The following is a 25,763-nucleotide window of genomic DNA, read 5'->3' on the forward strand; positions in this document are numbered from 1 at the left end:
GCATCCGGCGTAAATGACCGCTGGGCACTCTTCATCAAACTGTCATGCAACTGTGGCAGCGCGCTTGAACAAACTTCATCAGACTCGCGCTCTACTGGGGTTCTGCGTTTCGGTGTTTTCCATGCGTGTGTTGCTTTTACTGGCCGCTCTTTTATTCGGCCTGCCGTCTTTTGCGGCGTCTCGATGCGATGTCAATGTCCCGACCCAAACTGTCGATCTGGCGCAGGTGAGCATCGCCTACCAGAGCATCGGCCGTGCGTCCGACCCTGCCTTGCTGCTGGTGATGGGCCTGGGCGGGCAGTTGATCCACTGGCCTGACGAAGTGGTGGTCGCCTTGTGCGAGCAAGGCTTTCGGGTGATCCGTTATGACAACCGTGACGTCGGCCTGTCTACCTGGCGCCAGGCGCCGGCCAACGCCAACCTGACCTTCGAGGTGCTGCGCTACAAGCTCGGCCTGCCGGTGTCGGCGCCTTATACGCTGACGGACATGGCCGATGACGCCCTGGGCTTGATGGACGCCTTGCAGGTCCAGCAATTTCACGTACTCGGCGCGAGCATGGGCGGCATGATCGCCCAGCACCTGGCGGCCATGGCGCCGCAACGCGTGGAAAGCCTCACGCTGATCATGACCAGCTCCGGCGCCGAAGGCCTGCCGGCGCCGAACGCGGCACTGGTGCAATTGCTGGCGCGGCGCAGCGCGCCCAACCGCGAAGTGGCGCTGGAGCAGCAGGCGGACCTGCTCGCGGCCCTGGGCAGCCCGAACGTGAAGGATGATCGCCAGGTGTTGCTGCATCAGGCTGCGCTGTCCTATGACCGCGCTTTCAACCCGGATGGCGTGAAGCGCCAGATCATGGCCATCCTCGCCGAACCGAGCCGCGTGCCGTTGCTCAACCAACTGCGCGTGCCGACGCTGGTGGTGCACGGCACCGCCGACCCGCTGTTGCCGGTGATGCACGGCATCCACCTGGCTGCGCATATCCAGGGCAGCCAGTTGAAGTTGATTCCGGGCCTGGCCCATCGTTTCCAGGAAGCGTTCAAGGCGCCGCTGCTGGCGGCGGTGCTGCCGTATCTGCAAGCCCATCGCGAAGATGTGGCGCACTGGGCGCAGATCGATGCGGTGGCGCCTTCGAAGGTGCTGTGACATTGGTGTATCGTGCAACCTTTCCGGCACATTTTGCCTGCGAGGTTGCCTGCCATGAGTACTCCCCTGAAAATCGATTTCGTCAGCGACGTGTCCTGCCCCTGGTGCATCATCGGCCTGCGCGGCCTGACCGAAGCACTGGACCAGCTCGGTGCCGAGGTGCAGGCCGAGATTCATTTCCAGCCGTTCGAACTCAACCCGAACATGCCTGCCATCGGGCAGAACATCGTCGAACACATCACTGAAAAATACGGCTCCAGCGCCGAAGAATCCCAGGCCAACCGCGCGCGTATCCGCGACATGGGCGCCGCGTTGGGCTTTGCCTTCCGCACCGACGGCCAGAGCCGTATCTACAACACCTTCGACGCTCACCGCCTGCTGCATTGGGCCGGCCTTGAGGGCTTGCAGTACAACCTCAAGGAGGCGCTGTTCAAGGCTTACTTCAGCGATGGTCAGGACCCGTCCGACCATGCCACCCTGGCGATCATCGCCGAAAGCGTCGGCCTGGACGTGCAGCGCGCCGCCGAGATTCTCGCCAGCGACGAATACGCCGCCGAGGTGCGCGAGCAGGAGCAGCTGTGGATCTCCCGTGGCGTGACCTCGGTGCCGACCATCGTGTTCAACGACCAATACGCCGTCAGCGGCGGCCAGCCGGCCGAAGCCTTCGTCGGGGCGATTCGCCAGATCATCCAGGAAGCCAAGGGCTGAGTCCTTGGGCGGCGATCAGTCGAATTTATAGCTGATCGCCGTCTGCAACTGGCCCTGGTCGACATGACCGGTTTGCTTGACGAGGCTGCTGTTGGCCGCCGAGCCGACCAGGTGCACCCAGCTGGCGCTGGTCAGCAGCGACCAGTGTGCGGCCAGGGGGAATTCGAAGCTCTGTGTCAGTGTGAGGTTCTGGAACCCCGCACTGGCGTTATAGGCGCGGATCCCTGAAGCGGCCGACTCCCTGGCATCCACGCCGAAAAAGGTCTGGGTCTGACGCGCATCGGCATAGTGCGCCATCAGGCCGGTGCTGCCGATAACGCCGCCCAGCGGGTAGCCCAGCTCACCGCCGAGCTTGCCGAGCACGCCACCCTGTTCGTGACCGCCGCCGACGGCCTGGCCCACTTGCGCATACACGCGCCAGAAATCGGCCGGGGCGTACTGGACGAAGCCACCGATTTCGGCCATGTCCGGCACATCGCGTAGGCCGCGCAACGGGCCATTGCTTTCCCGGCCCTGCACGTAATTGACATAGGGGCCGGCGCTGATGCCCTGGCTGTTGAGTGCGCGCCAGGTCAGGCCGTCATCGGTGTCCAGGCTGAGCGTGCCCCAGTCCAGGTCGAAGTAGGGAATGGGGCGCGCTTCGTAGTGGTTGCCGCTCGGGTCGTGGGGCTGATAGGCAAGGCCCGCGCCGACTTCACCGCTGATGCCGGCGGCCAGCACCGCGCTGGAAAACACCCACGATAAACCGGCCAGTACAGCCGTCGTAACCTGGCGCATGGTGCGCACTCCTTGATCGGAACATGCGCGCATTCACGCGCGAAGGGCTGCTGCGGCGCAAGCACTCATCTTGTTTGTAGCAAGCTACAAAAATTGTAGCTTGCCGGGTACAAAACCCTCGCCAGAATCCGCCGAAAGCCCGGCCCCGTTGGGTTTTGTTCACTTGGCACATTCCCTGCTCTATCCCTGGTGCAAGCGCACAGTGCGCGCTCTCACAAGGTACGACGCAGATGATCCACTGGCATATCGTGTGTGACTTCGACGGGACCATCACCCCCACCGACGTCATCGACAACGTCCTCCAACGCTTCGCCGGGCCCGAGTGGGAAACCATCGAACAGGAATGGCTGGACGGACACATCGGTTCACGCGAATGCCTGAGCCGCCAACTGGCGCTGATCAAGGCCACGCCCGCCGAGCTGCTGGCGTATTTCGACAGCGTGGAGATCGACCCGGACTTCCCGGATTTCGTCGATCACGTCATGGGCCTGGGCGCGACCATCGAAGTGGTCAGCGACGGCATCGAACAAGGCATCGCCCGCATCCTGTCACGCAATTACGTGACCCTGCTGCCGATCCTCGCCAACCGCCTGCGCCAGGTCGACCAGAACAGCTGGCGCATCGACTTCCCTTACTCAAGCGACGCCTGCCGCGCCGCCTCCGGCAACTGCAAGTGCAAGTCCACGCCGGGCAACAAGCGCGTGCTGGTGATTGGCGACGGCAAGTCGGACATGTGCGTGGCCGCCACCGCCGACTTCGTGTTTGCCAAGGGCAGCCTCGCCGACTACTGCGTCGCCCACCACATTCCCCATGCGCGTTTCGACACCTTTGCCGAAATGCCCGCATTGCTCGCGCAATTGCCCCAGGGCATCGCGGCCAACGCCACCTCCTTTACTGCTGCCGACAACCAGGAACTCTTCCACCATGTCTGATATCCGTATCGCCACCGCCGAAGACCAGATTCTTCTGGATAAAGAAGCCAAGTACTGCTCCTACGGCGACACCGTTCACTACATCGAGCCGCCACGCATTTTCAGCCGCTGCGAAGGCTCCTACGTGTGGGACACCGAAGACCAGGCCTACCTCGACCTGCAGATGTGGTACTCGGCGGTGAACTTCGGCTACGCCAACCCACGCCTGAACAACGCGTTGAAGCAACAGATCGACACCCTGCCGCAAATTGCCAGCCAGTACCTGCACAAGGGCAAGATCGAGCTGTCGGAAATGATCGCGGTCGACGCCAAGAAGAAGTTCGGCCTCGACGGTCGCGTGCACTTCAACGTCGGCGGCTCGCAGTCCATCGAAGACTCGTTGAAAGTGGTGCGTAACGCCTCCAACGGCAAGAGCCTGATGTTCGCCTTCGAAGGCGGCTACCACGGGCGCACCCTCGGCGCCTCGTCGATCACCTCCAGCTTCCGCTACCGTCGCCGCTACGGCCATTTTGGCGAGCGCGCCAACTTCATCCCGTTCCCGTACCACTTCCGTGGCCCCAAGGGAATGACCAAGGAAGAGTACGGCAGCCACTGCGTGCAGCAATTCGCGCGTTTGTTCGAGACCGAATACAACGGCGTCTGGGATCCGAAAACCAACCAGTGCGAATACGCGGCGTTCTACGTCGAACCGATCCAGGGCACCGGCGGCTACGTGATCCCGCCGATGAACTTCTACCGCGAGCTCAAGCATGTGCTGGATCAGCACGGCATCCTGATGGTGTCCGACGAAATCCAGATGGGCTTCTACCGCACCGGCAAACTGTGGTCCATCGAGCACTTCGACGTGCAGCCGGACGTGATCGTGTTCGGCAAGGCGCTGACCAACGGCCTCAACCCGCTGGGCGGCATCTGGGCCCGTGAAGAGTTGATCAACCCGAAGATCTTCCCGCCGGGTTCCACGCACTCCACCTTTGCCTCCAACCCGCTGGGCACGGCGGTGGGCCTGGAAATGTTCAAGATGACCAATGAAGTCGACTACGGCGCCATGGTCATGAACAAGGGCAAATACTTCCTCGAAGGCTTGCAGGACCTGCAGAAGCGTTTCCCGATCATCGGCGACGTCGACGGCCTGGGCCTGGCGCTGCGCTGCGAAATCTGCGGCCCGGATGGCTTCACCCCGGACAAGGCGACCCTGGACTACATGGTCGAGGAAGGCATGAAGGGCGACATGGTGGTGGACGGCCGCAAACTCGGTTTGATTCTCGACGTGGGCGGCTACTACAAGAACGTGATCACCCTGGCACCGTCGCTGGAAATCAGCTACCCGGAAATTGACCTGGGTCTCAAGCTGCTCGAGCAACTGCTGGTGCGGGCCACCCAGCGGTGAACGGCGCAGGGATCGACCTCGGCGAAGGTACTGCCGGCTTCGTTCTCGGTGACGGTCCGGTCGGGATCCTGTTGATCCATGGCCTGACCGGCACCCCGACGGAATTGCGCCAGGTCGCCAAAGGCCTGGTCAAGGCCGGTCACTGCACAGTGTACGTGCCGACCCTGGCCGGGCACTGCGGTGACAACAGCGACCTGCAGGCCACCGGCTGGCGTGACTGGTACGAAGGCGTGCGCAGGGCTTTCGTACAGATCAAACAGCGCCATGCGCAGGTGTTTGTCGGCGGCCTGTCGATGGGCGCGGTGATGTCGATGTACGTGGCCGCCGAGCACCCAGGCCAGGTGGCCGGCCTGTTGATGTATTCCACGACCCTGAAGTACGACGGCTGGAGCATCAGCAAGCTGGCGTTTCTGTCGCCGTTGCTGATGAAGATTCCGTTCGGCGTGCATGTCTGCCGCTTCGAAGAGAAGCCGCCGTACGGCATCAAGAACGAACGCCTGCGGGCCGTCGTGGAACGCCAGATGAAGGAAGGGGAGAGCAGCGAGGCCGGCCTGCTGACCATGGAGGGCATCACGGTGCGCGAGCTGCACCGCATGAACGCCGTGGTCAAAAAACGCATGCGCGAAGTGATGGTGCCGGCGCTGGTGCTGCATTCCATCGAGGACGACATCACCAGCCGCTGGAACGCCGACTACGTGGAGCGCCACCTCGGCGGTCCGGTGACCAAGATCCTGCTGGACAACTGCTACCACATGATCACCGTCGACCTGCAATACCGGCGGGTAATCGAGTTGAGTGCTCGGTTCGTTGAACAACACACGGCGATCAAAACCAATCTGGTCAATGTGGGAGTTGGCTTGCCTGCGATTGCATCACTGCGGTCTGCCTGATCCACCGAGGGGCCTGTATCGCAGGCAAGCCAGCTCCCACATGGGTTCGGTGCTCAGTACACAAATAAGGGAAATCCGTGATCACCACGCAAGCCTTCTCGACCATCCGGGCCATCCAGCGCAGTGCCTGGAACGACTGTTTTCCGGGGGCGCTGGAGGATTGGGACTATTACGTGGTGGTGGAAAACGCCGCCATCGCCGATTTCACATGGCGTTACCTGGCGGTCTATGAAGACGGCACGCTGGTGGCGGTGGCGGCCGCATTCATCACCCGTTATCGCCTCGACACTACGGTTTCGGGCGCCGGCAAGCGTTTTACCGAACGCCTGGAGCGACTGTGGCCGGGTGTTTTGCAATTGCCGCTGTACGCCATCGGTTCGCCGATGGCCGAGCACTGTGACGCAGGCATTGCCAGCCGCGTGCCGCCGGCAAGGCGCCCGCTGTTGCTCAAGCAGTTGATCAAGGCCGCGCGCCAGGATGCCAGTGAGTTCGGTATCAGCCTGGTGGCGATCAAGGACGTTGCCTCACAGGATTCACAATGGGCCGCGAGTTGCCGCAGTGCAGGTTTCAAAAGCATGCCGGGCCTGCCGGGCGGGGTGTTGAAGGTGCCCTACGGCTCGGTGGACGCCTACCTCGGCTCGTTGTGCAAGTCGACCCGCAAGGACCTGCGCCGCAAGCTGCGGGCGCCGGGGCCGCGCCTGGAGTGGCGGCGCAACATCGATGATGTGCTGCCCGAGGTCATGCGCCTGTACGATGCCACGCTCAGCCGCGCCGACCTGCAATTCGAGCGCCTGCCGGCCAGCTACTTCACCGGGCTGCTCGAACGGATGCAGGGGCGGGCGGTGTGTGTGCTGTATTGGGTGGGCGAACACCTGGTGGCGTTCAACCTGATCCTGGTGGACGAGCACCGGCTGATCGACAAGTTTTTCGGGCATGACAGCGAGTTCGGTCGCGAGTACAACCTGTACTTTCGCAGCTGGCTGACCAATGTCGACTATTGTATTGCGCACCGGATCCCGCTCTATGAGTGCGGTCAGGAAGGCTATGCCAGTAAACTGCGCCTGGGTTGCGAGTTCCAGGGCAGGCATTTGTTCTTTCGCCATCGCAACCGGGTGGTCAACGTGCTGCTCAATCTGGTGAAAGCGTTTCTTCGACCGGACCGTTCCGACCCCGCCATGGCTGCCGTGATAAGCGAAACCTGATGATCAACAAGACCCGCCAGAAAGCCCGTCCATTTGCCATTTCGCGCTGGAGTGTCCAGCGCAAGCTGGTGCTGGCGTTCTGGCTGGTCAGCGTTATTCCAACGATGATCGCCGCCGAACTGGCCGCGACCACGCTGTCGCAGATTTTCGACAGCAACGTGCGCATCTGGCTGCAGGAGTCGACCAAGATCGTCAAGGACGAGATTGGCGATATCCTTCACGACAACGCACGCATGGCCAAGCTGTTCCTGCGCTACACCAGCCCGCCGTCGAGCCCGCAGGCGGCAAGGCACGACCGGCTGACCGCCGACATCGCCGATGCCACTGATATCGATGTGGTCGCGCTGATCCGCAGCAGCGACCAGAAGGTGGTGTTCAGCACCGCGTCCGAAGACGTGGTCAGGCAGATCAACCTCACCAGCAAAGCGGTCCTGCAAACCGTCAAGGTGGCTGGGGTGATGACCGGTCTGGTGGTGTCGACCTTCGAAACCAACCGCGATGGGGTGGACTACCAACTGCTGGTGGCCACCTACCTGGACAGCAGTTTCCTCACCAGCGTGGCCGACGTGCATTCCCTCGACCTGCGCCTGTACCTGGCCAACCCCGAGGGCTTTTCGGAAATATTCTCGACCCAGCGTTTCGACGATCATCCGTTGCGCATCCCGGCAAATATCGAAACGGCCATGCGTGCCAGCCGCCAGCCGAGCGAGCAGTTCACCAGCAACTACAGCGGTTTGTACTGGCCGATCTTCAATGATGCCGGCGAACTGCAGGGCGTCATCTTCAGCGGCTTGCTGCGCCACACCAGCCTGGTGGGGCTGGTCAATCAGAGCAATTTGTTCGTGCTGATTTTCCTGCTGAGTTCGGCGCTGTCGCTGGCCGCCGGTGTGCTGGTGTCGCGGCGCCTGACCCGGCCGCTGCGCGACCTGTCCGAGGGCGTCGATGCCGTGATCGCGGGGGATTATCAGCACCGGGTGCGGGCCAGCGGCGGTGACGAACTGGCGCAATTGAGCAGCACCTTCAACCACATGACCGAGCGCCTGGGCGAGCTGCATCACCTCGAAGCCCAGTTGCGCCGGCGCGACCGGCTGCATGCCCTGGGCGAGGTTGCCATGGGCCTGGCCCACGAAATCCGCAACCCGCTGGGCATCATCAAGACCGCCACCCAACTGCTGCACCGCCGCGTCGACCTGCCGGACAGCGACAAGCGTCACCTGGAATACGTGATCAACGAAGTCAGCCGTATCAACGAGCTGATCACCGAGTTTCTCGACTTCGCCAAGCCCAACCCGCCGCTGCGGGTGCAGCAGGCGGCACGCCCGCTGGTGGAGGAAATCCTCGGTTTTTGCAGCCCGGAACTGACCACCCACAACATAGATGCGCGCATCGACGACCAGGCGCCCGGTGCGACGCTGTATGCCGATGCCAAGCAGCTCAAACAGGCCTGCCTCAACCTGATCCTCAACGCCATCGACGCGATGCCCGACGGCGGCCGCTTGACCCTGGGCATTCGCAGTCAGGGCGGCAATACGGTGATCAGCATCGCCGACACCGGCCAGGGCATTGCGGCGGATATGATCGAGCGCATCTTCACGCCCTTTGTCACCACCAAGGCGTCGGGCACGGGCCTGGGCCTGGCCAAAGTCTATTCGATCATGGAAAGTCACGACGGCAGCATCGAATGCACCAGCGAGAAAGATGCCGGCGCCACCTTCAGCCTGTACATTCCGGCTGACGGTGAAGACGACGGCGACGATGAGGAAGGTCATGACGCATAACGTATTGGTGGTCGACGACGAGCCCAAGCTCTGTGACCTGCTGTCATCCGCCCTCAGCCAGAGCGGCATCCAGGTGTTCACGGCGGGCAACGGCCTGCACGCGCTCAAGGTATTGGAACAGGAAGACATTGACCTTGTGATCAGTGACTGGCGCATGCCGGGCATGGACGGGCCGGCGCTGCTGGCCGAAATCCGTGTGCGCTACCCGCAGGTGCCGGTGATCGTGATGACCGCCTACAGCACAGTCAAAAATGCCGTGCAGTCGATGCGCAACGGCGCCTACGACTACATTGCCAAGCCGTTCGATATCGACGAGCTGGATATCACCGTGGCCAAGGCCCTGCAGTTTCGCGACATCACCCGCGACAACGCGCGCCTGCGCGCCGAGCTGGACGAACATGCCCAGTTCGACAGCCTGGTAGGCGACAGCCCGGCGTTTCGCCAGGTGCTGCAAGCGGTGGATTCGGTGCGCGACAGCACCGCGACCATCCTGCTGACCGGCGAAAGCGGCACCGGCAAGGAAATGGTCGCCCGTGCCATCCACAAGCATGGCAGCCGCGCGGACAAGCCATTCGTGGCGGTCAATTGCGCGGCCATTCCCGAAGGGCTGCTGGAAAGCGAGATGTTCGGCCATCGCAAGGGCGCCTTCACCGGCGCCGTGGCGGACCGGGTCGGACGCTTCATGCAGGCCGACAAGGGCACGCTGTTTCTCGACGAAGTGGGCGACATGCCCCTGGCGCTGCAGGCCAAGATCCTGCGTGCCCTGCAGGAACGGGTGATCGAGCCGGTGGGCGATCCGCGCGAGCGCAAGGTGGATGTGCGGGTGATTGCCGCCACCAATAAAAACCTGCTGGAGGCGGTGGCCAGGAAAGAATTTCGCGAAGACCTGTATTACCGCCTCAACGTCTTCCCGATTCCGCTGCCGTCGCTGCGCGACCGCGCGGAAGACATCGCGCCGCTGGCCCGTCACTTTGCCCACACCATCAGCGCGACGGCCGGCAAACGCATCACCGGCTTCAGCCCCGAGGCGTTGCAGGCGATGGCGGCGTATCACTGGCCGGGCAACATTCGTGAGCTGCAGAACTGCGTCGAGCGGGCGACGATTGTGGCGGCATCGCCAGTAATTGAAGATATCGACCTGCCGGGTTACCTGTATGCCTCAAGGCCCACCGAGACGGTGCTGCGCAGCGACGCTCCGGGCGTGCCCCAGGATCTGGATGCGGCGCTGGCGGAGGTGGAGAAGGGCTACATTCTGGCTGCGCTGCAGGAGAGCAACGGTGTGCAGGCCGCAGCGGCGGCGAAGATCGGGATTTCCGAAAGGAGCTTCTGGTATCGGCTGAAGAAGCTGGGGATTCAAGTGGACAAAATAGTGCGCTGAGAGGGGTTTCCTGTGGGAGCGGGCTTGCTCGCGAAAGCGGTGGATCAGTCAGCACTTGTATTGGCTGACACGCCGCCTTCGCGAGCAAGCCCGCTCCCACATGGTTGACGGCAGTGTGTCAGGTGTGAACCCTGACCCATACGCTCACCAGCAGCGTTGCCGCCATCAGCCAGGCGACAGTGGCGACGGCCAGCGAGGCTTCAAGACGCATCCGATCCACCATCACATACAGCGTGGCCAAATACACAAAATAAGGAATGATCGACCACATCCCGAACAGGATGGTGGTCTTCAAGTCGTCCACCGACCGGCCCTTGCCGACGATGTAGTGGGCGATCAGCGCAAAGGTCGGGAACAGCGGCACCAGGCCTGCGATGTAATAGTTTCGGGTCTTGGCCAGTGCGGCGAGGATCAACACCACCGCCGCGCCCAGGGCGGCCTTCAACAATAGATCCATCAGTGGCTCAACCCGTATTTTTTGACCTTGTCGAACAGCGTGGTCTTGGCCATCCCCAGTTCCTGGCTGGCCTGAGTCAGGTTGCCGCCGCTGCGCTGCAGGGCATCGGCGAGCAGGTTGCGCTCGAAGGCTTCCACCGCTTCGGTGAAGGCCAGCCCATGGTTGCTGCCGCCCGCGCCGGACTTTTTGAAGGCCGGCAGGCCCAGGGCGAAGCGTTCGGCGACGTTGCGCAGTTCGCGCACATTGCCCGGCCAGTCGTGGCTCATCAGGCTCGACAGGGTCTGATTGTCGAGGTCCGGTACGCTGCGGTCGAAGCGCAGGGATGACTGCTGCAAAAAGTGTTCGAACAGTTGCAGGATGTCTTCGCGACGCTCGCGCAGCGGCGGCAGCTCCAGGGTGACCACGTTGAGCCGGTAATACAGGTCGCTGCGGAACAGGCTGGCGCGGCTCAGTTCGTCGAGGTCGGACTTGGTGGCGGCGATTACCCGGCAATCCACCGCCACGCTCTGGTTCGAGCCCAGGCGTTCGAGGGTGCGTTCCTGCAATACCCGCAGCAACTTGATCTGCAGGTTGATCGGCATGCTTTCCACTTCATCGAGGAACAGCGTGCCTTCATGGGCGTGTTCGATCTTGCCGATGCGGCGTTTGCCTGCGCCGGTGAAGGCATTTGCTTCGTGGCCGAAGATCTCGCTTTCGAACAGGTTCTCCGGCAGGCCGCCGCAATTGAGCGCGACGAACTGATGGGAGTGGCGCCGGCTGAAGTCATGCAGGCAACGCGCGACCAGTTCCTTGCCGGTGCCGGTCTCGCCTTCGATCAGCACATTGGCCGAGGTGTCGGCGACATTGGCGATCAGTTCGCGCAGGTTCTGCATGGCCGGCGAACGCCCGATGATGCGGCCTTCCAGCGAGTCGCGCTCGGCCAGCTGGCGACGCAGCGCCCAGACCTCCCGCGCCAGAGCGCGCTGCTCCAGGGCGCGGCGGGCGACGTCGACCAGGCGTTCGGGGGAGAACGGTTTTTCCATGAAGTCGTAGGCGCCATTGCGCATGGCGCCGACCGCCATGGCGATGTCGCCATGCCCGGTGATCAGCACCACCGGCAGGCTTTTATCCAGCGCCTTGAGGCGCGCCAGCAGTTCCAGCCCATCGATGCCCGGCAGGCGAATGTCGCTGATGACGATGCCGGCGAAGTGTTCGCCGACGCGTTCGAGTGCCTCTTCGGCGCTGCCAACGCCGACACTGGCAATGTCTTCCAGCGCCAGCGCCTGTTGGCAGCCGAGCAGCACATGGGGGTCGTCTTCGACGATCAGCACGGTGAGGTCTTGGGGCGTGATATTCATGTCGACTCAGTGGGTTGAGTGCCCGCCAGTGGCAGGCTCAGGACAAAGGCCGTGCCACCACTGGCCGGGTGTTCCACGGCAAGGTTACCGCCGGTGGCCGCCGCGAGGCTGGCCGAAAGGGTCAGGCCAAGGCCAAGGCCCTGCTCGCCGGGTTTGGTGGTGAAGAACGGTTCGAACAAATGCTTGCGCGCTTCGGCGTCGACGCCGTGGCCGTTGTCGCGCACCCGCAGGCGGTATTTACCGTCGCTGCTGCTGCCTTCCAGCCACAGTTCGGGCATCGGCTGGGCTTGCATGGCATCCAGCGCGTTGCCGATCAGGTTGACCAGGATCTGCTCCAGGCGCGTCTGGTCGATCTGCAACTGCACGGCGGCGAAGTCACGGTGCACGCTCAGCGGCAGGCTGTCCAGGCGCGCGCCGAGCACCTGGAATGCAGCGTCCACCGCCTTGCTGAGGCTGGCCTGGCTCTGGTCATCGCCGCGCCGGGCAAACGAGCGCAGGCTGGCGGTGATGCGGCCCATGCGGTCGATCAGCTCGTTGATGGTCTTGAGGTTGGCGCTGGCGGTGTCCAGCGCGCCTCGCTCAAGGAAGCGCACGGTGTTGCCGGACAAGGTGCGCAGCGCGGCCAGGGGCTGGTTCAGTTCGTGGGCGATGCTGGTGGACATCTGGCCGATGGCTGCCAGCTTGCCGGCCTGCACCAGTTCATCCTGGGCGCGGCGCAGGGTTTCTTCGGCCTGGCGGCGCTCGCGAATCTGGCCCTTGAGCCGTTCGTTGCTGGCGCGCAGGTCGGTGGTGCGCTCGGCGATCCGCCGTTCCAGCTGGCTGTTGGCTTCCTGCAAGGCTTCCCGCGCGGCGAGGCGGGTGGCGATCACCTTGCGCCGCTCGTTCCAGGCGATCAGCAGGAACGCCACCAGCCCGAACGCAACCGCCACCAGGATGCCCTGGTTGATCGCGGCGCGGCGCAGGTCGTTGAGCGGGGTGAGCAGGGTGAAGTTCCACGGCGTATCGAGGAGCGGGCGGGTTTGCGCCAGGTAGCTCACCTCGTGGGCGTCGTTGACCACTTCACTGTTGGCCGGGAAGGTCAGTTTTTCACTGACCTCGTTGAGGCGTTCGCGGGCCAGGGGTTCGAGTTCGTTCAGTGTCGCCCAGTAATATTGCAGGCTGTGGGCCAGGCGGTCGCGGGTGTCATCGCTCAGCGGGCGCACGGCCTTGAGGCGCCGGGCCGGGTCGCTGGAGAGGATGATGATGCCGTTCTCGTCACTGACGAACGCTTCCAGGCGCGCGCGCTGCCAGCGTTCTTCCAGAGCTTCGAGGCGCACCTTGACCACGGCCACGCCGATGATCTTGCCGTGTTCTTCCAGACCGTGGGCCAGGTAGTAGCCGGGTTCGCCATTGGTGCTGCCGATGCCGTAGAAGCGCCCGGGCTGGCCGCGCACGGCATTCTGGAAGTAGGCACGAAAGGACAGGTCTTCACCCTGATAACTGTCGGCATCGCGCCAGTTACTGGTGGCCAGCACACGGCCGGTGGTGTCCATCACATAGATGGCCCGACTGCGACTGCGTCGGTTCAGGCCTTCGAGGTAATCATTGACGGTCTTGCGGGTTTCCTGATTCGGCTCGGCCAGCAGTTTGGATACGCTGGATTCCAGCTCCAGCAGGCTGGGCAGGTAGGTGTATTTGCCCAGTTCACTCTCGACTGTGCGTGCGTGCAGCTCAAGCTGACGCTCGCCGGTGTCGCTGAGGGTACGGATGCCGTAGTACTCACTGATCCAGAAGCCGATGAAACCCAGGCCGATCATCAGGGCGACGACCAGTGGCGGCAGGAACAGTTGGCGTATCAGACGAGGTTTCACGGCAAGTGATGGCGGTGCGGCGCGAAATTGGTTGGGGTCGCATTTCATCACAGATGCCTTGGGTCAACCAGTTGTGCTTACGGTGCTTGCCCGTTGGCGAGCGGGCTGGTTGTGGCGAGCGGGCTTGCCCCGCGTTGGGCTGCGAAGCAGACCCAGTTCAGGCGCCGCGTCTATTCAGATAGCCGTGGTGCCTGGTTTGGGGACGCTGCGCGTCCCAACGCGGGGCAAGCCCGCTCGCCACAACAGGTGCGCTCACAACAAATAGCCACACTCACAAAGTGATGCAGTACTTAGTGCTGCAGGATTTTCTCGAGGAAGTGCTGCGCGCGTTCGGAGCGGGCGCTGATGTCGCCGAAGAATTCCTCTTTCGGGCAGTCTTCGATGATCTTGCCGGCGTCCATGAAGATCACGCGGTCGGCCACTTTGCGCGCAAAACCCATTTCGTGGGTCACGCACATCATGGTCATGCCTTCCTGCGCCAGCTGTACCATCACGTCGAGCACTTCGTTGACCATTTCCGGGTCAAGGGCCGAGGTCGGTTCGTCGAACAGCATGACGATCGGGTCCATGGCCAGCGCGCGGGCAATCGCCACACGTTGCTGTTGCCCACCGGAAAGTTGGCCAGGATGCTTGTGGGCGTGTGCCGACAGGCCGACCCGCTCAAGCAGTTGCAGGCCCTTTTTGGTGGCCTCTTCCTTGCTGCGGCCCAGTACCTTGATTTGCGCGATGGTCAGGTTTTCGGTGATGGTCAGGTGCGGGAACAACTCGAAGTGCTGGAACACCATGCCCACCCGCGAGCGCAGTTTGGGCAGGTTGGTCTTCGGGTCGGCAATGGAGGTGCCGTCGACGACCACGTCGCCCTTCTGGAACGGTTCCAGTGCGTTCACGCATTTGATCAGGGTGGATTTGCCCGAGCCGGATGGCCCGCACACCACGATCACTTCGCCTTTCTTAACCTCGGTGCTGCAATCGGTCAGCACCTGGAAGTCGCCATACCACTTGTTGATGTTCTTGATAGAGATCATACAGCAAACCTTTTTGCAGACGCTTGACCAGCAGCGAGGCGGAAAAGCTGATGATGAAGTAGACGACACCGGCGAAGATCAGGAACTCATTGGAGCGGCCGATGATGTCGCCGTTGGAGCGGGCGGAGTTGAGGAAATCCACCAGACCCACGGTGTAGACCAGCGAGGTGTCCTGGAACAGGATGATCGACTGTTGCAGCAGCAACGGGGTCATCTTGCGGAACGCCTGGGGCAGGATGATCAGGCGCATGGTCTGGCCGTAGGTCATGCCCATCGCTTGTGCGGCGGCCATCTGGCCCTTGGGGATCGACTGCACGCCAGCCCGCACGATTTCGCAGAAGTACGCGGCTTCGAACATCATGAAGGCCACGACGCAGGAGGTGAATGCGCCAATCGGTGTGTCTTCGCCGGTGATCCAGCGCAACACGAACGGCACCGCCAGGTAGAACCAGGTGATCACCAGCAGCAGCGGGATCGAGCGGAAGTAGTTCACGTAGGCGCCGGCAACACGCGACAGCAGTTTGCTCGACGACAGGCGCATCAGCGCCAGCACCGTACCCAGCGCGATGCCGCCGATGACGCCCATGACCATCAACTGCAAGGTCATGACCATGCCGTTCCACAGGCCCGGGATGGCGGGGATGATACCGCTGAAATCAAGTTCCATTATTTGCCCCCCACGGAGATCAGGCCGGGCACGGCGACTTTCTTCTCGACCACGCGCATCAGCAGCATCAGGCTCATGTTCAGGGTGAAGTAGATCAGCGTGGCCAGGGTGAAGGCTTCAAACAGGTTGGCCGAGAATTCGGCGGTCTGTTTGGTTTGCGCCAGCAGTTCCATCAGGCCGATCAGGGACGCCACGGAGGAGTTCTTGAAGACGTTGAGGAATTCGGAGGTAAGCGGTGGAATGATGATGCGGTAGGCCTGGGGCAGCAGCACGTTCCAGTAGATCTGCGGCAGCTTGAAGCCCATGGCGCGGGCCGCGGATTCCTGGCCGCGTGGGAGCGCCTGGATACCGGTGCGCACTTGTTCACACACACGGGCGGCGGTGAACAGACCCAGGCACACAACGACGCTGAGGTAGGCCGAGGTGGTCGGGTTGAGGTCCTGTTTGTACCAGTCCTGCAGGGTTTGCGGCAGCAGGTCGGGTATCAGGAAATACCAGATGAACAGCTGAACCAGCAGCGGCACGTTGCGAAACAGTTCGACGTAGCAGGTCGCGATGCCCGCCACGAGGCGGTTTGGCACAGTGCGCATGACGCCCAGAATGGACCCCAGCAGCAAGGCGATAATCCATGCCACGACGGCGATGGCAATGGTCCAGCCCAGGCCTGCGATGTACCAGTCGAGATAGGTCTCGCTGCCAACGCCGGTGGACTTGAAGAACACGCCCCAGTCCCAGTTGTAATTCATTAGGGTCTCCCCTCGAAATCGATCGATGTACAAGCACCCGCTTGGGGAAAGTCCATTCCCGCCCGACATTGAATGCCAGGCACACGCGATCGGCTCGGAAACCGCCAGGTCGAGTGTTCCAAAAATACTGCCAGCAGGTAGTAACAGATGCCTGAGGGAGGGTGAGCTCCCTCAGGCGATAAGGTTAGTTCAGTGTCAGATTTTTACGTCGGGCGCTGGCTTGTCGCTTGGGTTGGCGATCAGCTCTTTAACCTTGTCGCTCATCGGGAAGTTCAGGTTCAGGCCTTTGGGTGGGATCGGGCTTTCGAACCACTTGCTGTAGATCTTGTTGATCTCGCCGGATTTGAACAGGCCGACGATGGCGTCATCCACGGCTTTCTTGAAGGCCGGGTCGTCCTTGCGAACCATGCAGGCATAGGCTTCGAACGATTGCGGCGTACCGGTGATGACCCAGTCGTCCGGCTTCTTGGCCTTGGCTTCTTCACCGACCAGCAGCGCGTCGTCCATCATGAACGCAACGGCGCGGCCGCTTTCGAGCATCTGGAAGGATTCGCCGTGGTCCTTGGCGGAGATGACGTTCATGCCCATCTGCTTGTCGGCGTTCATCGCTTTGATGATGCGCTCGGACGTGGTGCCGGCGGTGGTCACGACGTTCTTGCCTTTGAGGTCGGCGAAATCACCGTAGGACGGCTTGCCATCCTTGTCTTTCTTGACCAGCAGGCGAGTGCCGATTTCGAAGATATTGGTGGTGAAGTCGACTTGCTGGGCGCGTTCGGCGTTATTGGTGGTGGAGCCGCATTCCAGGTCCGCGGTGCCGTTCTGGATCAGCGGGATACGGGTTTGCGAGGTGACCAGGTTGTACTTGGCCTTCAGGTCGGGTTTGTTCAGGTCTTTTTTCAGGGCTTCAACGATAGCCAGCTGAATGTCGTGGGAGTAGCCCACAGGTTTGCCCGAACCATCCGCGATGTAGGAAAACGGAATGGAGCTGTCGCGGTGCGCGAGTGTGATGGTGCCGGAGTCGTTGATTTTCTTCAGCGTGCCGGTGAGTTCGGCGGCGAACACTGGAGTGCTGATCAGAGCAGCAGCGATAGCTGCGCCCAGGATATGGGGAACGATGCGCATCAATACTTCCTCGACATTTGTTTTTTTTATGAAGCCGGATAGGCGGCTCTCTTGTACGGCGAATGCCCATAACGGCTGCTGGGAGGCCCTGGGCAATCGTTGGGAAGTGTAGAGCATGAGTCGTGCCAGTCAGCCGTTAAAAGATTAACGCGCTGATTTGTATAGGAATTAACTTTATGTGACAGCGGATTTGCCATGTTTGAGTACGGCAAACCGAATGGGGGAGGGAGGTAGTGTTCGGAAAACCGAATGGTGTGGGAGCGAGCAGGCTCGCCCCCACACACGTCAGGCGGCTTCGATCTTGCGGTTTTGCTCGACCTTGGACAGATAACGCTGCAGCTTTTCCTGTTCTTCCGGCGTAGTGAACAGGCCAAGTTTGGTGCGGCGCCACAGCACGTCCTGTGGCTGGGTCGCCCATTCTTCGGCGCACAGGTAATCGACTTCGCGGGTATACAGGCCGCCACCCAGGTGTTCGCCCAGGTCTGCCAGCGACTGCACGCCTTCCAGCAGACGCCAGGTGCGGCTGCCGTAGGTCACGGACCAACGGCGGGCGATTTCGCCTGGCACCCAGTCGAATTTCTTAAGAATGGCGTCGGCCAGCGCTTGCGGCGTGGTCATGTCCTCACCGCCCGGCAGGCTGGCGGTGGCGGTCCAGCTTGGGCGCATCTGCGCGAAATAAGGTGCCAGTTGGGCCATGGCCGACTCGACCAGCTTGCGATAGGTGGTCAGCTTGCCGCCGAACACCGACAGGATCGGCGCCTCACCGGTGCCGCCGGACAGCGACAGGGTGTAATCGCGGGTGATGGCCGATGGGTTGTCCGACTCGTCGTTGCACAGCGGGCGCACGCCGGAGTAGGTGTGGACGATGTCGTCGCGGCTCAGTTGTTTCTTGAAGTGCGCGTTGACCACCTTGAGCATGTAGTCGGTTTCGCCTTCGGTCACTGCCACCTTGGCCGGGTCGCCGGTGTATTCACGGTCGGTGGTGCCGATGATGGTCAGGCCGTTCAGGTACGGAATAGTGAAGACGATGCGCTGGTCTTCGTTCTGCAGGATGTGTGCGTGGGCGCCTTCGTAGAGTTTGGGCACGATCAGGTGGCTGCCCTGGATCAGGCGGATGCCGTACGGCGAATCCAGCTTGAGGTCGTCGCGGATGAACTTGGCGACCCATGGGCCAGCGGCATTCACCAGCGCCCTGGCACGAATCGAGAACAGGCTGCCGTCGGCGCGTTCCATGTTCATTTCCCACACACCCTGGCTTCGGTGTGCGCTGACACAACGGGTCTGGGTGTGGATATGCGCACCTTTCTCCCGTGCCGCCATGGCATTGAGCACCACCAGGCGGGCGTCGTCGACCCAGCAATCGGAATATTCGAAGCCCTTGGTGATTTCGCTTTTCAGCGGGCTGTCGGCGCCGAAGGTGAGGCTTTTGGAGCCGGCGAGCTTCTCGCGCTTGCCCAGGTTGTCGTACAGGAACAGGCCGGCACGAATCATCCACGCTGGGCGCAGGTGTGGGCGGTGGGGCAGCACGAAGCGCATCTGCTTGACGATGTGCGGCGCCTTGGCCAGCAGTACTTCACGTTCGGCCAGCGCTTCGCGCACCAGACGGAACTCATAGTGTTCCAGGTAGCGCAGGCCACCGTGAATCAGCTTGCTGCTGGCCGACGAGGTATGGCTGGCCAGGTCGTCCTTTTCGCAAAGGAATACCGACAAACCGCGCCCGGCTGCGTCTGCTGCGATCCCGACGCCATTGATGCCGCCACCGATTACGGCAACGTCATAGACTTCTGCAAGGGGTGGAGCAGGCAAGGTAGAAGGGTTCATCGGCTGGCCTCGCAATCTTTTCGTATTGGAATTCGAACATTAATGTTCATTTGCGAAAATGGTAGCTGATAAACGCGGGCACAGCCAGTCGACTTCGATTGAAAAAACTCATCGAAGGGCAGGGGAGGGGAAATTTGTGAACATTAGCCTGGGGAAGGGCTTAACGAAAAGGTGACTCTCGGATTGTCATCGGGAGCAAGCCCCCTCCCACATGTTGACCACATTCCTTCTATTGGAAACGGGTCAAGTGTGGGAGGGGGCTTGCTCCCGATGGCGGCAGTCCTGGCGCTACACCACTTCCAGCCTGACCTTGTGCTCATTTAACAACTGCACCAACGCCGGCACCGGCTGCTGATCGGTCACCAAGCAATCCACCAGACTGATCGGCCCCAGGCGAATCATGGCATTGCGCCCGAACTTGCTGGAGTCCGCTGCCAGGATTACCTTGCGCGCATTGGCAATGATCGCCTGTGACACCCGCACTTCCTGGTAATCGAAGTCCAGCAGGCTGCCGTCTTCGTCAATCCCACTGATACCCACCAGTGCGAAGTCGACCTTGAACTGGTTGATGAAATCCACACTGGCCTGGCCCACTACGCCGCCGTCACGGCGCACGTTGCCGCCGGTCAACAACACGTCAAAGTCATCCTTGGCGCTGAGCATGGTGGCGACATTGAGGTTGTTGGTGATGATTTTCAGGTGGTTGTGATTGAGCAGCGCACGGGCGATGGATTCGGTGGTGGTGCCGATGTTGATGAACAGCGAGGCATGATCGGGGATTTGCGCGGCGATGGCTTCGCCGATGCGCTGTTTCTCGTCGCGCATCTGGTCAGCCCGCATGGCGTAGGCGGTGTTTTCGACGCTGGAATCATAGGCTGCGCCGCCGTGGTAGCGGCGCAACAGATTGGCATCCGCCAGTTGGTTGATATCGCGGCGGATGGTTTGCGGGGTGACAACGAACAACTGCGCCATTTCCTCGATACTGACGTAGCCGCGTTCGCGGACCAGTTCGAGGATTTGTTGCTGGCGGGGAGGCAGATTCATGGGGCGTCCTTTGGGCTGCCATACAAAAGTGGCCCATGATGACGCAGGAATCCGCTCCCTGCCAGTTACAACCCCAATAGGGATCGGCGCCCGGCTTATTCGGCGCCTTCGTGCGGCTCCCAGTCGCGGGTGCGGCTTACCGCTTTCTGCCAGCCGGCGTAGAGTTTCTCTTTGGCGGCTTCATCCAGTTGCGGTTCGAATTCGCGCTCGATCACCGCTTTGCCGCGCAGTTCGTCCAGGCTGCTCCAGAAACCGCAAGCCAGGCCCGCCAGGTAAGCGGCGCCCAGAGCCGTGGTTTCGCGCATTTGCGGGCGCTCCACCTGGGTGCCGAGGATGTCAGCCTGGAACTGCATCAGGAAGTTGTTGGCCACTGCGCCACCGTCCACGCGCAGGGCCTTGAGACGTTCGCCCGAGTCCTGCTGCATGGCGTCGAGCACGTCGCGGGTCTGGTAGGCAATCGATTCGAGGGCTGCACGAATGATGTGGTCCACGCGTACGCCACGGGTCAGGCCGAACAGCGCGCCACGGGCATACGGGTCCCAGTACGGCGCGCCCAGGCCGGTGAAGGCGGGCACTAGGTACACGCCGTTGCTGTCCTTGACCTTGCCGGCGAAGTATTCGGTGTCGGTGGCGTCGGCGATGATTTTCAGTTCATCACGCAGCCATTGCACGGTCGAGCCGCCGTTGAATACTGCGCCTTCGAGGGCGTAAGCCACTTCGCCACGCGGGCCGCAGGCGATGGTGGTGAGCATGCCATGCTTGGATTTGACCGCCTTGTCGCCGGTGTTCATCAGCAGGAAGCAGCCGGTGCCGTAGGTGTTCTTGGCCTGGCCGGGCTCCACACACATCTGGCCAAACAGCGCCGCTTGCTGGTCACCGGCGATGCCGCCGATGGCGATGCCGCTTTTGGTGCGGCCGTAGATTTCCGACGACGACTTCACTTCTGGCAGCATTTCGCGCGGTACGTCGAGAATCTCCAGCATCTTCGCATCCCATTCCAGGGTGTGGATGTTGAAGAGCATGGTGCGCGAGGCGTTGGTGTAGTCGGTGACGTGGGTTTTGCCGCCGGTAAATTTCCAGATCAGCCAGCTGTCGATGGTGCCGAACAGCAGTTCGCCGTTGCGCGCACGCTCGCGGCTGCCTTCGACGTTGTCGAGGATCCACTTGAGCTTGGTGCCGGAGAAGTACGGGTCGGTGACCAGGCCGGTGGCGTCGTTGATGTATTGCTCATGGCCGTCGCGCTTGAGCTGTTGGCAGATCTCGGTGCTGCGGCGGCACTGCCAGACGATGGCGTTGTAGATCGGGCGGCCGGTGTTCTTGTCCCACACCACGGTGGTTTCACGCTGGTTGGTGATACCGATGGCGGCGACCTGGTCATGGTGCAGGCCGGCCTGTGCCAGGGCTTCGACCATAACCGCGCTCTGGGTGGCGAAAATTTCCATTGGGTCGTGCTCGACCCAGCCGGCTTGCGGGTAATGCTGGGTAAACTCGCGCTGGGCGGTGCACACCACGTTGGCGTCACGATCGAAGATGATCGCTCGCGAACTGGTGGTGCCCTGGTCGAGGGCAATGATGTAGTTCTTATTCTGAATGTCGGTCATGTCAATTGCCTTGTACGAAAAAGGGAAGTCGGAAGTCAGCCTGGACCGCAAAGGGCAGAGGAACAGGCTGGCGCTTTCAGGAAATACGCGTGTTGCCGTTGACAGCCGTGTCAGGTGTTTCAGCTGTAGCAGGGACAGCGCTCGGCAGATGGCGGGCGATCAGCCCGCGGTAGGCCGCAGCACCCAGGCATGCGCCGACAATCGGCGCGAAAATCGGCACCAGGAAATAGGGAATGTCGCGACCACCGGTGAAGGCTATTTCACCCCAACCGGCGAAAAAGGTCATCAGCTTGGGCCCGAAATCCCGCGCCGGGTTCATCGCAAAGCCGGTCAGCGGGCCCATGGCGCTGCCGATCACCGCAATCAGCAGGCCGATCAGCAGGGGGGCGAGGGCGCCGCGTGGCAGGCCGTTGTTGTCGTCGGTCAGGGCCATGATCACGCCCATCAGGATGGCGGTGATGACCATTTCCACCAGGAACGCCTGGGCCGTGCTCAACAGGGCATGAGGGTAGGTGGAGAACACCGAGGCCAATTCCAGGCTGGCTTGGGTGCCGCGCACCAGATGGTGGGTTTGTTCGTAATCGAAAAACAGGTTGCTATAAAGCGTATACACCAGCGCCGCGGAACAGAAGGCACCGGCGACCTGGGCGAGGATATAGAAAGGCAGTTTGCGCTTTTCGAAATCGGCAAACAGGCACAGGGCAATACTGACCGCCGGGTTGAGGTGGGCCCCGGAAATACCGGCGGTGAGGTAGATCGCCATGCTGACGCCGATCCCCCAGATGATGCTGATTTCCCATAAACCGAAGCTGGCACCTGCGACCTTGAGCGCAGCGACGCAACCGGTACCGAAGAAGATGAGCAGCGCGGTGCCGAGGAATTCGGCCATGCATTGGCTCGAAAGTGAAGGCTGTTGAAGAGCAGTTGTCATGGAAAACCTCATTTGTTGTTCTTGTCTGGCGTACGGCCTCGTTGGGCCTTGCGCGATTTTCACCAATGACGAGGATCCCCATCCAAGCCACGGCTTACTGCTTGAATACTGCGGAAGCCATTCCTACAGTATTCGGAAACGAAAAAATATAGACAAGAATGACGGCTGTCAAAGGTCGAAAGTGAACTATCAGTCATTTTCCAACTATTTGTCTGATGAATGATCATGCTTGTGACAGCATTTATTGGTGCAAGCGTGGGCCGCGCTAGAGCGTTTTACGTGGGCTTGGCTTAACATCGGCCATCTGTTTGCCCGACCGGAGACATCATGACCCCTGCATTGGACCTGCTGAAGAAAGTTCGTGCCGAACATCGCATCCACAGTTACGAACACGATCCCAAGTCGGCGTCATATGGTCTGGAGGCCGCAGAAAAATTGGGTCTCGACCCGGCGCGGGTGTTCAAGACCCTGCTGGCCAGCACTGAAAAGGGCGAGTTGCTGGTGGCGGTGGTGCCGGTCGTCGGAAGTCTGGACCTCAAGGCTCTGGCGCAGGCGGCGGGAGCGAAAAAAGTCGAAATGGCCGACCCTGCGGCGGCGCAGCGCGCTACCGGCTATTTGCTGGGGGGGATCAGTCCGTTGGGGCAGAAAAAGCGGTTACGCACGTTTATCGATGTGACGGCGCAGCCGCTCGAGACGATTTTTGTGAGTGCGGGGAGGCGAGGGCTGGAAGTGGAATTGACAGCTTCGGCGTTGGCTGAAAACACCCAGGCCACCTTCGCACCGATTGGCAGAATATGATTTCGGGGCACTGAACATCCAAGGTGGGAGCGAACTCCCTTCCACTTTCAGAGTGCTGCCTGAAACAGCACCAGATGTTCTGCCGCAACCCGAATGCCTACATCCACGCCCACCTGATGGTCCGCATGGCTGGGGAAAATCGACTCCAGTTGCGCGCCCGTCGGCAACTGCAGACGGTAGAGCGTCGAGGCGCCGAGGAAGGTCTTGCCGATAATCCGCGCTTTGAGGGCGCTGTCCGGCGCATGGACGATATCGTCCGGGCGCAGCAATACATCCACCGCTCCACCTGCAGAGCCAGGTGTAGGCACGATTGCCGCGCAGCTCACCCAGTTCGGTGCGCACGGACTCCGGCGAACTCAATTGGCCACGGATGAAGTAACCCTGGCCGATAAAGCTGGCGACGTAAGGGGTCTGCGGTTCGTGATAAAGGTTGTAAGGCGTATCCCACTGTTCCAGCCGGCCTTCCTTGAACACGCCCACCTGATCGCTCACGGCAAACGCTTCTTCCTGATCATGGGTGACCAGAATCGCACTGGTGCCGCGTGCCTTGAGAATCTCGCGCACTTCATGGCTGAGCTTGCGCCGCAGTTCGCCATCGAGGTTGGAGAAGGGCTCATCGAGCAACAGCAGTTGCGGCTCCGGCGCCAGGGCGCGGGCGAGGGCGACGCGTTGTTGCTGGCCGCCGGAGAGTTCGTGGGGGAAGCGCTTGCCCAGGTTCTTCAGGTTGACCAGTTCCAGCAGTTCGGCAACCACGCGGTCTTTGTGCGGGTGCTTGCGTATGCCGAATGCAATGTTGTCGGCCACGCTGAGGTGGGGAAACAGGGCGTAGTCCTGAAACACCATGCCGATACGACGTTTCTCCGGGGCCAGGGTGAAACCGGCGCTGGAGATGACTTCACCGGCCAGGCTGATTTCACCTTCGTGCACCGGTTCGAACCCGGCAATCGCTCGCAGCGTGGTGGTCTTGCCGCATCCCGAGGACCCGAGCAGGCAACCGATATCACCGGCGTTGAGGTGCAGATTGAGGTTCTGCACCACCCGTTGATCGTGATAGCCGCATGCCAGATTGCGCAGGTTCAGCAGTAGGGGCTGGCTCATGCGTGGTGGTACGACGGCGGCACAAGAAATTCGAGCAGGGCCTTTTGCGCGTGCAGGCGGTTTTCGGCCTGGTCCCACGCCACCGAGCGCTGATCGTCGAGCAGGTCAAGGCTGATTTCCTCGCCACGGTGCGCCGGCAGGCAATGCATGAACAGCACGTCGGGCGCGGCCAGGTCGAGCAGGGTGCGGGTGACCTGATACGGCGCGAAGCGGGCCAGGCGCTTGGCGGTTTCTTCTTCCTGACCCATGGAGGTCCACACGTCGGTACTCACCAGATGCGCGCCGGCCACGGCTTCACGCGGGTCGCGCACGAGGGTGACGCGGCTTCCGGCTTGTTCGAGGAAGCGCGCGTCAGGCTCGTAGCCTTCAGGGCAGGCAACACGCAGTTGGAAGTCGAACTGGATCGCCGCTTCTATATAGCTGTTGCACATGTTGTTGCCATCGCCGACCCAGGCCACGGTCTTGCCTTTGATGGAGCCACGATGCTCAAGGAAGGTTTGCATGTCGGCCAGCAACTGGCAGGGGTGCAAGTCATCGGATAGGCCGTTGATCACCGGCACCCGCGAGTTGGCGGAAAATTCGGTCACGGTGCTGTGGGCAAAGGTGCGGATCATCACGGCGTCGAGCATGCTCGACATGACGATGGCGCTGTCGGCGACGGTCTCGCCCCGGCCCAGTTGCGTATCGCGCGAGGACAGAAAGATGGCCTGGCCACCCAGTTGAATCATGCCGGCTTCGAACGACACGCGGGTGCGAGTCGATGACTTCTCGAAAATCATGCCGAGCACGCGGTTTTTCAAAGGCTCGAACAGTACGCCGCGGTTACGCAGGTCTTTAAGCTCAATGCCTCGACGGATCATGCCGACCAGCTCTTCGGGCGTGCAATCCATCAGGGAGAGAAAGTGCCTAGCGCTCATCATTAACTACCTTTTGCAACAGACCGCAGATACTCAAAGCCTTGTTTATTGTGACAACGGGCGAGACCTGCGGCGAAAGCCGCACGGGGCGACGAAATAGGGGAAGGCGCGATCTTATAATTAAATGTCGCGTCTTACCAATAGGGCTACGGTTTT

The 25,763-nt window shown here is 61.6% G+C and carries 21 protein-coding genes and 2 pseudogenes; 9 read left to right on the forward strand and 14 right to left on the reverse strand.

Going from position 1 to position 25,763, the window contains the following annotated elements:
- Window positions 1–121: 121 nt before the first annotated feature.
- Together VRB54_RS05150 and VRB54_RS05155 are read left to right on the forward strand one after the other, a co-directional pair.
- On the forward strand, window positions 122–1,141 hold the full coding sequence (locus VRB54_RS05150; protein WP_338479789.1) for an alpha/beta hydrolase: 1,020 nt from the start codon (window positions 122–124) through the stop codon (window positions 1,139–1,141).
- Between the two features lie 54 nt (window positions 1,142–1,195).
- The gene (locus VRB54_RS05155) at window positions 1,196–1,849 is read left to right on the forward strand and encodes a DsbA family oxidoreductase (protein ID WP_338479790.1); all 654 of its coding nucleotides are present in this window, start codon (window positions 1,196–1,198) and stop codon (window positions 1,847–1,849) included.
- 15 nt (window positions 1,850–1,864) lie between these two features.
- Here the strand turns inward: VRB54_RS05155 and VRB54_RS05160 are convergent, their stop codons facing one another.
- Complete coding sequence (locus VRB54_RS05160) at window positions 1,865–2,626, reverse strand: MipA/OmpV family protein (RefSeq protein WP_338479791.1); 762 nt, start codon at window positions 2,624–2,626, stop codon at window positions 1,865–1,867.
- Window positions 2,627–2,856: 230 nt separating this feature from the next.
- Between VRB54_RS05160 and VRB54_RS05165 the strand changes: the two genes are divergently transcribed.
- The 6 genes from VRB54_RS05165 (at window position 2,857) to VRB54_RS05190 (ending at window position 10,193) form a co-directional block, all read left to right on the forward strand.
- Window positions 2,857–3,558: an MtnX-like HAD-IB family phosphatase gene (locus tag VRB54_RS05165; RefSeq protein WP_338479792.1), complete on the forward strand. Its 702-nt coding sequence runs from the start codon at window positions 2,857–2,859 to the stop codon at window positions 3,556–3,558.
- A complete protein-coding gene (locus tag VRB54_RS05170; RefSeq protein WP_209989219.1) occupies window positions 3,551–4,945 on the forward strand; it encodes an aspartate aminotransferase family protein in 1,395 nt (464 codons plus the stop codon). The genes VRB54_RS05165 and VRB54_RS05170 overlap by 8 nt, the downstream gene beginning before the upstream one ends.
- A complete protein-coding gene (locus VRB54_RS05175) occupies window positions 4,942–5,835 on the forward strand; it encodes an alpha/beta hydrolase (RefSeq protein WP_338479793.1) in 894 nt (297 codons plus the stop codon). Before VRB54_RS05170 ends, VRB54_RS05175 begins: the two co-directional genes overlap by 4 nt.
- Window positions 5,836–5,912: 77 nt before the next feature.
- A complete protein-coding gene (locus VRB54_RS05180; RefSeq protein WP_338479794.1) occupies window positions 5,913–7,037 on the forward strand; it encodes a GNAT family N-acetyltransferase in 1,125 nt (374 codons plus the stop codon).
- A complete protein-coding gene (locus VRB54_RS05185; protein ID WP_338479795.1) occupies window positions 7,037–8,815 on the forward strand; it encodes a sensor histidine kinase in 1,779 nt (592 codons plus the stop codon). Before VRB54_RS05180 ends, VRB54_RS05185 begins: the two co-directional genes overlap by 1 nt.
- Entirely contained in the window at window positions 8,805–10,193 is a 1,389-nt protein-coding gene (locus tag VRB54_RS05190; protein WP_338479796.1) for a sigma-54 dependent transcriptional regulator, read from the forward strand. The genes VRB54_RS05185 and VRB54_RS05190 overlap by 11 nt, the downstream gene beginning before the upstream one ends.
- Before the next feature lie 118 nt (window positions 10,194–10,311).
- Here the strand turns inward: VRB54_RS05190 and VRB54_RS05195 are convergent, their stop codons facing one another.
- From VRB54_RS05195 to VRB54_RS05245, 11 genes and pseudogenes are all read right to left on the reverse strand, one after another.
- A complete protein-coding gene (locus VRB54_RS05195) occupies window positions 10,312–10,641 on the reverse strand; it encodes a GlpM family protein (RefSeq protein WP_173670288.1) in 330 nt (109 codons plus the stop codon).
- 8 nt (window positions 10,642–10,649) lie between these two features.
- A complete protein-coding gene (locus VRB54_RS05200) occupies window positions 10,650–11,987 on the reverse strand; it encodes a sigma-54 dependent transcriptional regulator (protein ID WP_338479797.1) in 1,338 nt (445 codons plus the stop codon).
- Window positions 11,984–13,885 carry a sensor histidine kinase gene (locus VRB54_RS05205; protein ID WP_338479798.1) on the reverse strand — a complete coding sequence of 634 codons (1,902 nt, stop codon included), beginning with the start codon at window positions 13,883–13,885 and terminating at the stop codon, window positions 11,984–11,986. Before VRB54_RS05205 ends, VRB54_RS05200 begins: the two co-directional genes overlap by 4 nt.
- A 242-nt stretch (window positions 13,886–14,127) precedes the next feature.
- Window positions 14,128–14,862: an amino acid ABC transporter ATP-binding protein gene (locus VRB54_RS05210; protein WP_003208734.1), complete on the reverse strand. Its 735-nt coding sequence runs from the start codon at window positions 14,860–14,862 to the stop codon at window positions 14,128–14,130.
- Between the two features lie 4 nt (window positions 14,863–14,866).
- Window positions 14,867–15,529, reverse strand: a pseudogene (locus tag VRB54_RS05215) (amino acid ABC transporter permease); the annotation flags it as partial.
- The gene (locus VRB54_RS05220; protein ID WP_338479799.1) at window positions 15,529–16,275 is read right to left on the reverse strand and encodes an amino acid ABC transporter permease; all 747 of its coding nucleotides are present in this window, start codon (window positions 16,273–16,275) and stop codon (window positions 15,529–15,531) included. The pseudogene VRB54_RS05215 and the gene VRB54_RS05220, both read right to left, overlap by 1 nt.
- 195 nt (window positions 16,276–16,470) lie before the next feature.
- Window positions 16,471–17,397: a glutamate/aspartate ABC transporter substrate-binding protein gene (locus tag VRB54_RS05225; protein ID WP_338479800.1), complete on the reverse strand. Its 927-nt coding sequence runs from the start codon at window positions 17,395–17,397 to the stop codon at window positions 16,471–16,473.
- Window positions 17,398–17,682: 285 nt separating this feature from the next.
- Window positions 17,683–19,218: a glycerol-3-phosphate dehydrogenase gene (glpD, locus tag VRB54_RS05230; RefSeq protein WP_338479801.1), complete on the reverse strand. Its 1,536-nt coding sequence runs from the start codon at window positions 19,216–19,218 to the stop codon at window positions 17,683–17,685.
- Window positions 19,219–19,506: 288 nt separating this feature from the next.
- Window positions 19,507–20,262 carry a DeoR/GlpR family transcriptional regulator gene (locus tag VRB54_RS05235; RefSeq protein ID WP_049709759.1) on the reverse strand — a complete coding sequence of 252 codons (756 nt, stop codon included), beginning with the start codon at window positions 20,260–20,262 and terminating at the stop codon, window positions 19,507–19,509.
- A gap of 95 nt (window positions 20,263–20,357) precedes the next feature.
- On the reverse strand, window positions 20,358–21,863 hold the full coding sequence (gene glpK, locus VRB54_RS05240; protein ID WP_003231438.1) for a glycerol kinase GlpK: 1,506 nt from the start codon (window positions 21,861–21,863) through the stop codon (window positions 20,358–20,360).
- Between the two features lie 76 nt (window positions 21,864–21,939).
- Window positions 21,940–22,794 (reverse strand): MIP/aquaporin family protein, encoded by an 855-nt coding sequence (locus VRB54_RS05245; protein WP_338479802.1) that lies wholly within the window; start codon window positions 22,792–22,794, stop codon window positions 21,940–21,942.
- A 327-nt stretch (window positions 22,795–23,121) separates the two neighbouring features.
- On the opposite strand from VRB54_RS05245, the gene ybaK reads away from it, so the two are divergent.
- Window positions 23,122–23,592, forward strand: a complete 471-nt coding sequence (ybaK, locus tag VRB54_RS05250; RefSeq protein ID WP_231423652.1) for a Cys-tRNA(Pro) deacylase — start codon at window positions 23,122–23,124, stop codon at window positions 23,590–23,592.
- 47 nt (window positions 23,593–23,639) lie between these two features.
- On the opposite strand, the pseudogene VRB54_RS05255 reads toward ybaK, so the two are convergent.
- Window positions 23,640–24,690, reverse strand: a pseudogene (locus VRB54_RS05255) (ABC transporter ATP-binding protein).
- Window positions 24,687–25,607 carry an ornithine carbamoyltransferase gene (gene argF, locus VRB54_RS05260; protein ID WP_338479803.1) on the reverse strand — a complete coding sequence of 307 codons (921 nt, stop codon included), beginning with the start codon at window positions 25,605–25,607 and terminating at the stop codon, window positions 24,687–24,689. The pseudogene VRB54_RS05255 and the gene argF overlap by 4 nt, the downstream one beginning before the upstream one ends.
- Window positions 25,608–25,763 lie beyond the last annotated feature (156 nt).

Origin of the sequence: Pseudomonas trivialis (assembly GCF_036864995.1) — a bacterium.
Taxonomy (GTDB): Bacteria; Pseudomonadota; Gammaproteobacteria; order Pseudomonadales; family Pseudomonadaceae; genus Aquipseudomonas; species Aquipseudomonas trivialis.

What these genes read in the sequence shown, in the direction of transcription:
- VRB54_RS05150 (WP_338479789.1), top strand. Translation starts at nt 122, where the DNA reads ATGCGTGTGTTGCTTTTACTGGCCGCTCTTTTATTCGGCCTGCCGTCT.
- VRB54_RS05155 (WP_338479790.1), top strand. Translation starts at nt 1,196, where the DNA reads ATGAGTACTCCCCTGAAAATCGATTTCGTCAGCGACGTGTCCTGCCCC.
- VRB54_RS05160 (WP_338479791.1), bottom strand. Translation starts at nt 2,626, where the DNA reads ATGCGCCAGGTTACGACGGCTGTACTGGCCGGTTTATCGTGGGTGTTT.
- VRB54_RS05165 (WP_338479792.1), top strand. Translation starts at nt 2,857, where the DNA reads ATGATCCACTGGCATATCGTGTGTGACTTCGACGGGACCATCACCCCC.
- VRB54_RS05170 (WP_209989219.1), top strand. Translation starts at nt 3,551, where the DNA reads ATGTCTGATATCCGTATCGCCACCGCCGAAGACCAGATTCTTCTGGAT.
- VRB54_RS05185 (WP_338479795.1), top strand. Translation starts at nt 7,037, where the DNA reads ATGATCAACAAGACCCGCCAGAAAGCCCGTCCATTTGCCATTTCGCGC.
- VRB54_RS05190 (WP_338479796.1), top strand. Translation starts at nt 8,805, where the DNA reads ATGACGCATAACGTATTGGTGGTCGACGACGAGCCCAAGCTCTGTGAC.
- VRB54_RS05200 (WP_338479797.1), bottom strand. Translation starts at nt 11,987, where the DNA reads ATGAATATCACGCCCCAAGACCTCACCGTGCTGATCGTCGAAGACGAC.
- VRB54_RS05205 (WP_338479798.1), bottom strand. Translation starts at nt 13,885, where the DNA reads ATGAAATGCGACCCCAACCAATTTCGCGCCGCACCGCCATCACTTGCC.
- VRB54_RS05210 (WP_003208734.1), bottom strand. Translation starts at nt 14,862, where the DNA reads ATGATCTCTATCAAGAACATCAACAAGTGGTATGGCGACTTCCAGGTG.
- VRB54_RS05220 (WP_338479799.1), bottom strand. Translation starts at nt 16,275, where the DNA reads ATGAATTACAACTGGGACTGGGGCGTGTTCTTCAAGTCCACCGGCGTT.
- VRB54_RS05225 (WP_338479800.1), bottom strand. Translation starts at nt 17,397, where the DNA reads ATGCGCATCGTTCCCCATATCCTGGGCGCAGCTATCGCTGCTGCTCTG.
- glpD (WP_338479801.1), bottom strand. Translation starts at nt 19,218, where the DNA reads ATGAACCCTTCTACCTTGCCTGCTCCACCCCTTGCAGAAGTCTATGAC.
- VRB54_RS05235 (WP_049709759.1), bottom strand. Translation starts at nt 20,262, where the DNA reads ATGAATCTGCCTCCCCGCCAGCAACAAATCCTCGAACTGGTCCGCGAA.
- glpK (WP_003231438.1), bottom strand. Translation starts at nt 21,863, where the DNA reads ATGACCGACATTCAGAATAAGAACTACATCATTGCCCTCGACCAGGGC.
- VRB54_RS05245 (WP_338479802.1), bottom strand. Translation starts at nt 22,794, where the DNA reads ATGACAACTGCTCTTCAACAGCCTTCACTTTCGAGCCAATGCATGGCC.
- ybaK (WP_231423652.1), top strand. Translation starts at nt 23,122, where the DNA reads ATGACCCCTGCATTGGACCTGCTGAAGAAAGTTCGTGCCGAACATCGC.
- argF (WP_338479803.1), bottom strand. Translation starts at nt 25,607, where the DNA reads ATGAGCGCTAGGCACTTTCTCTCCCTGATGGATTGCACGCCCGAAGAG.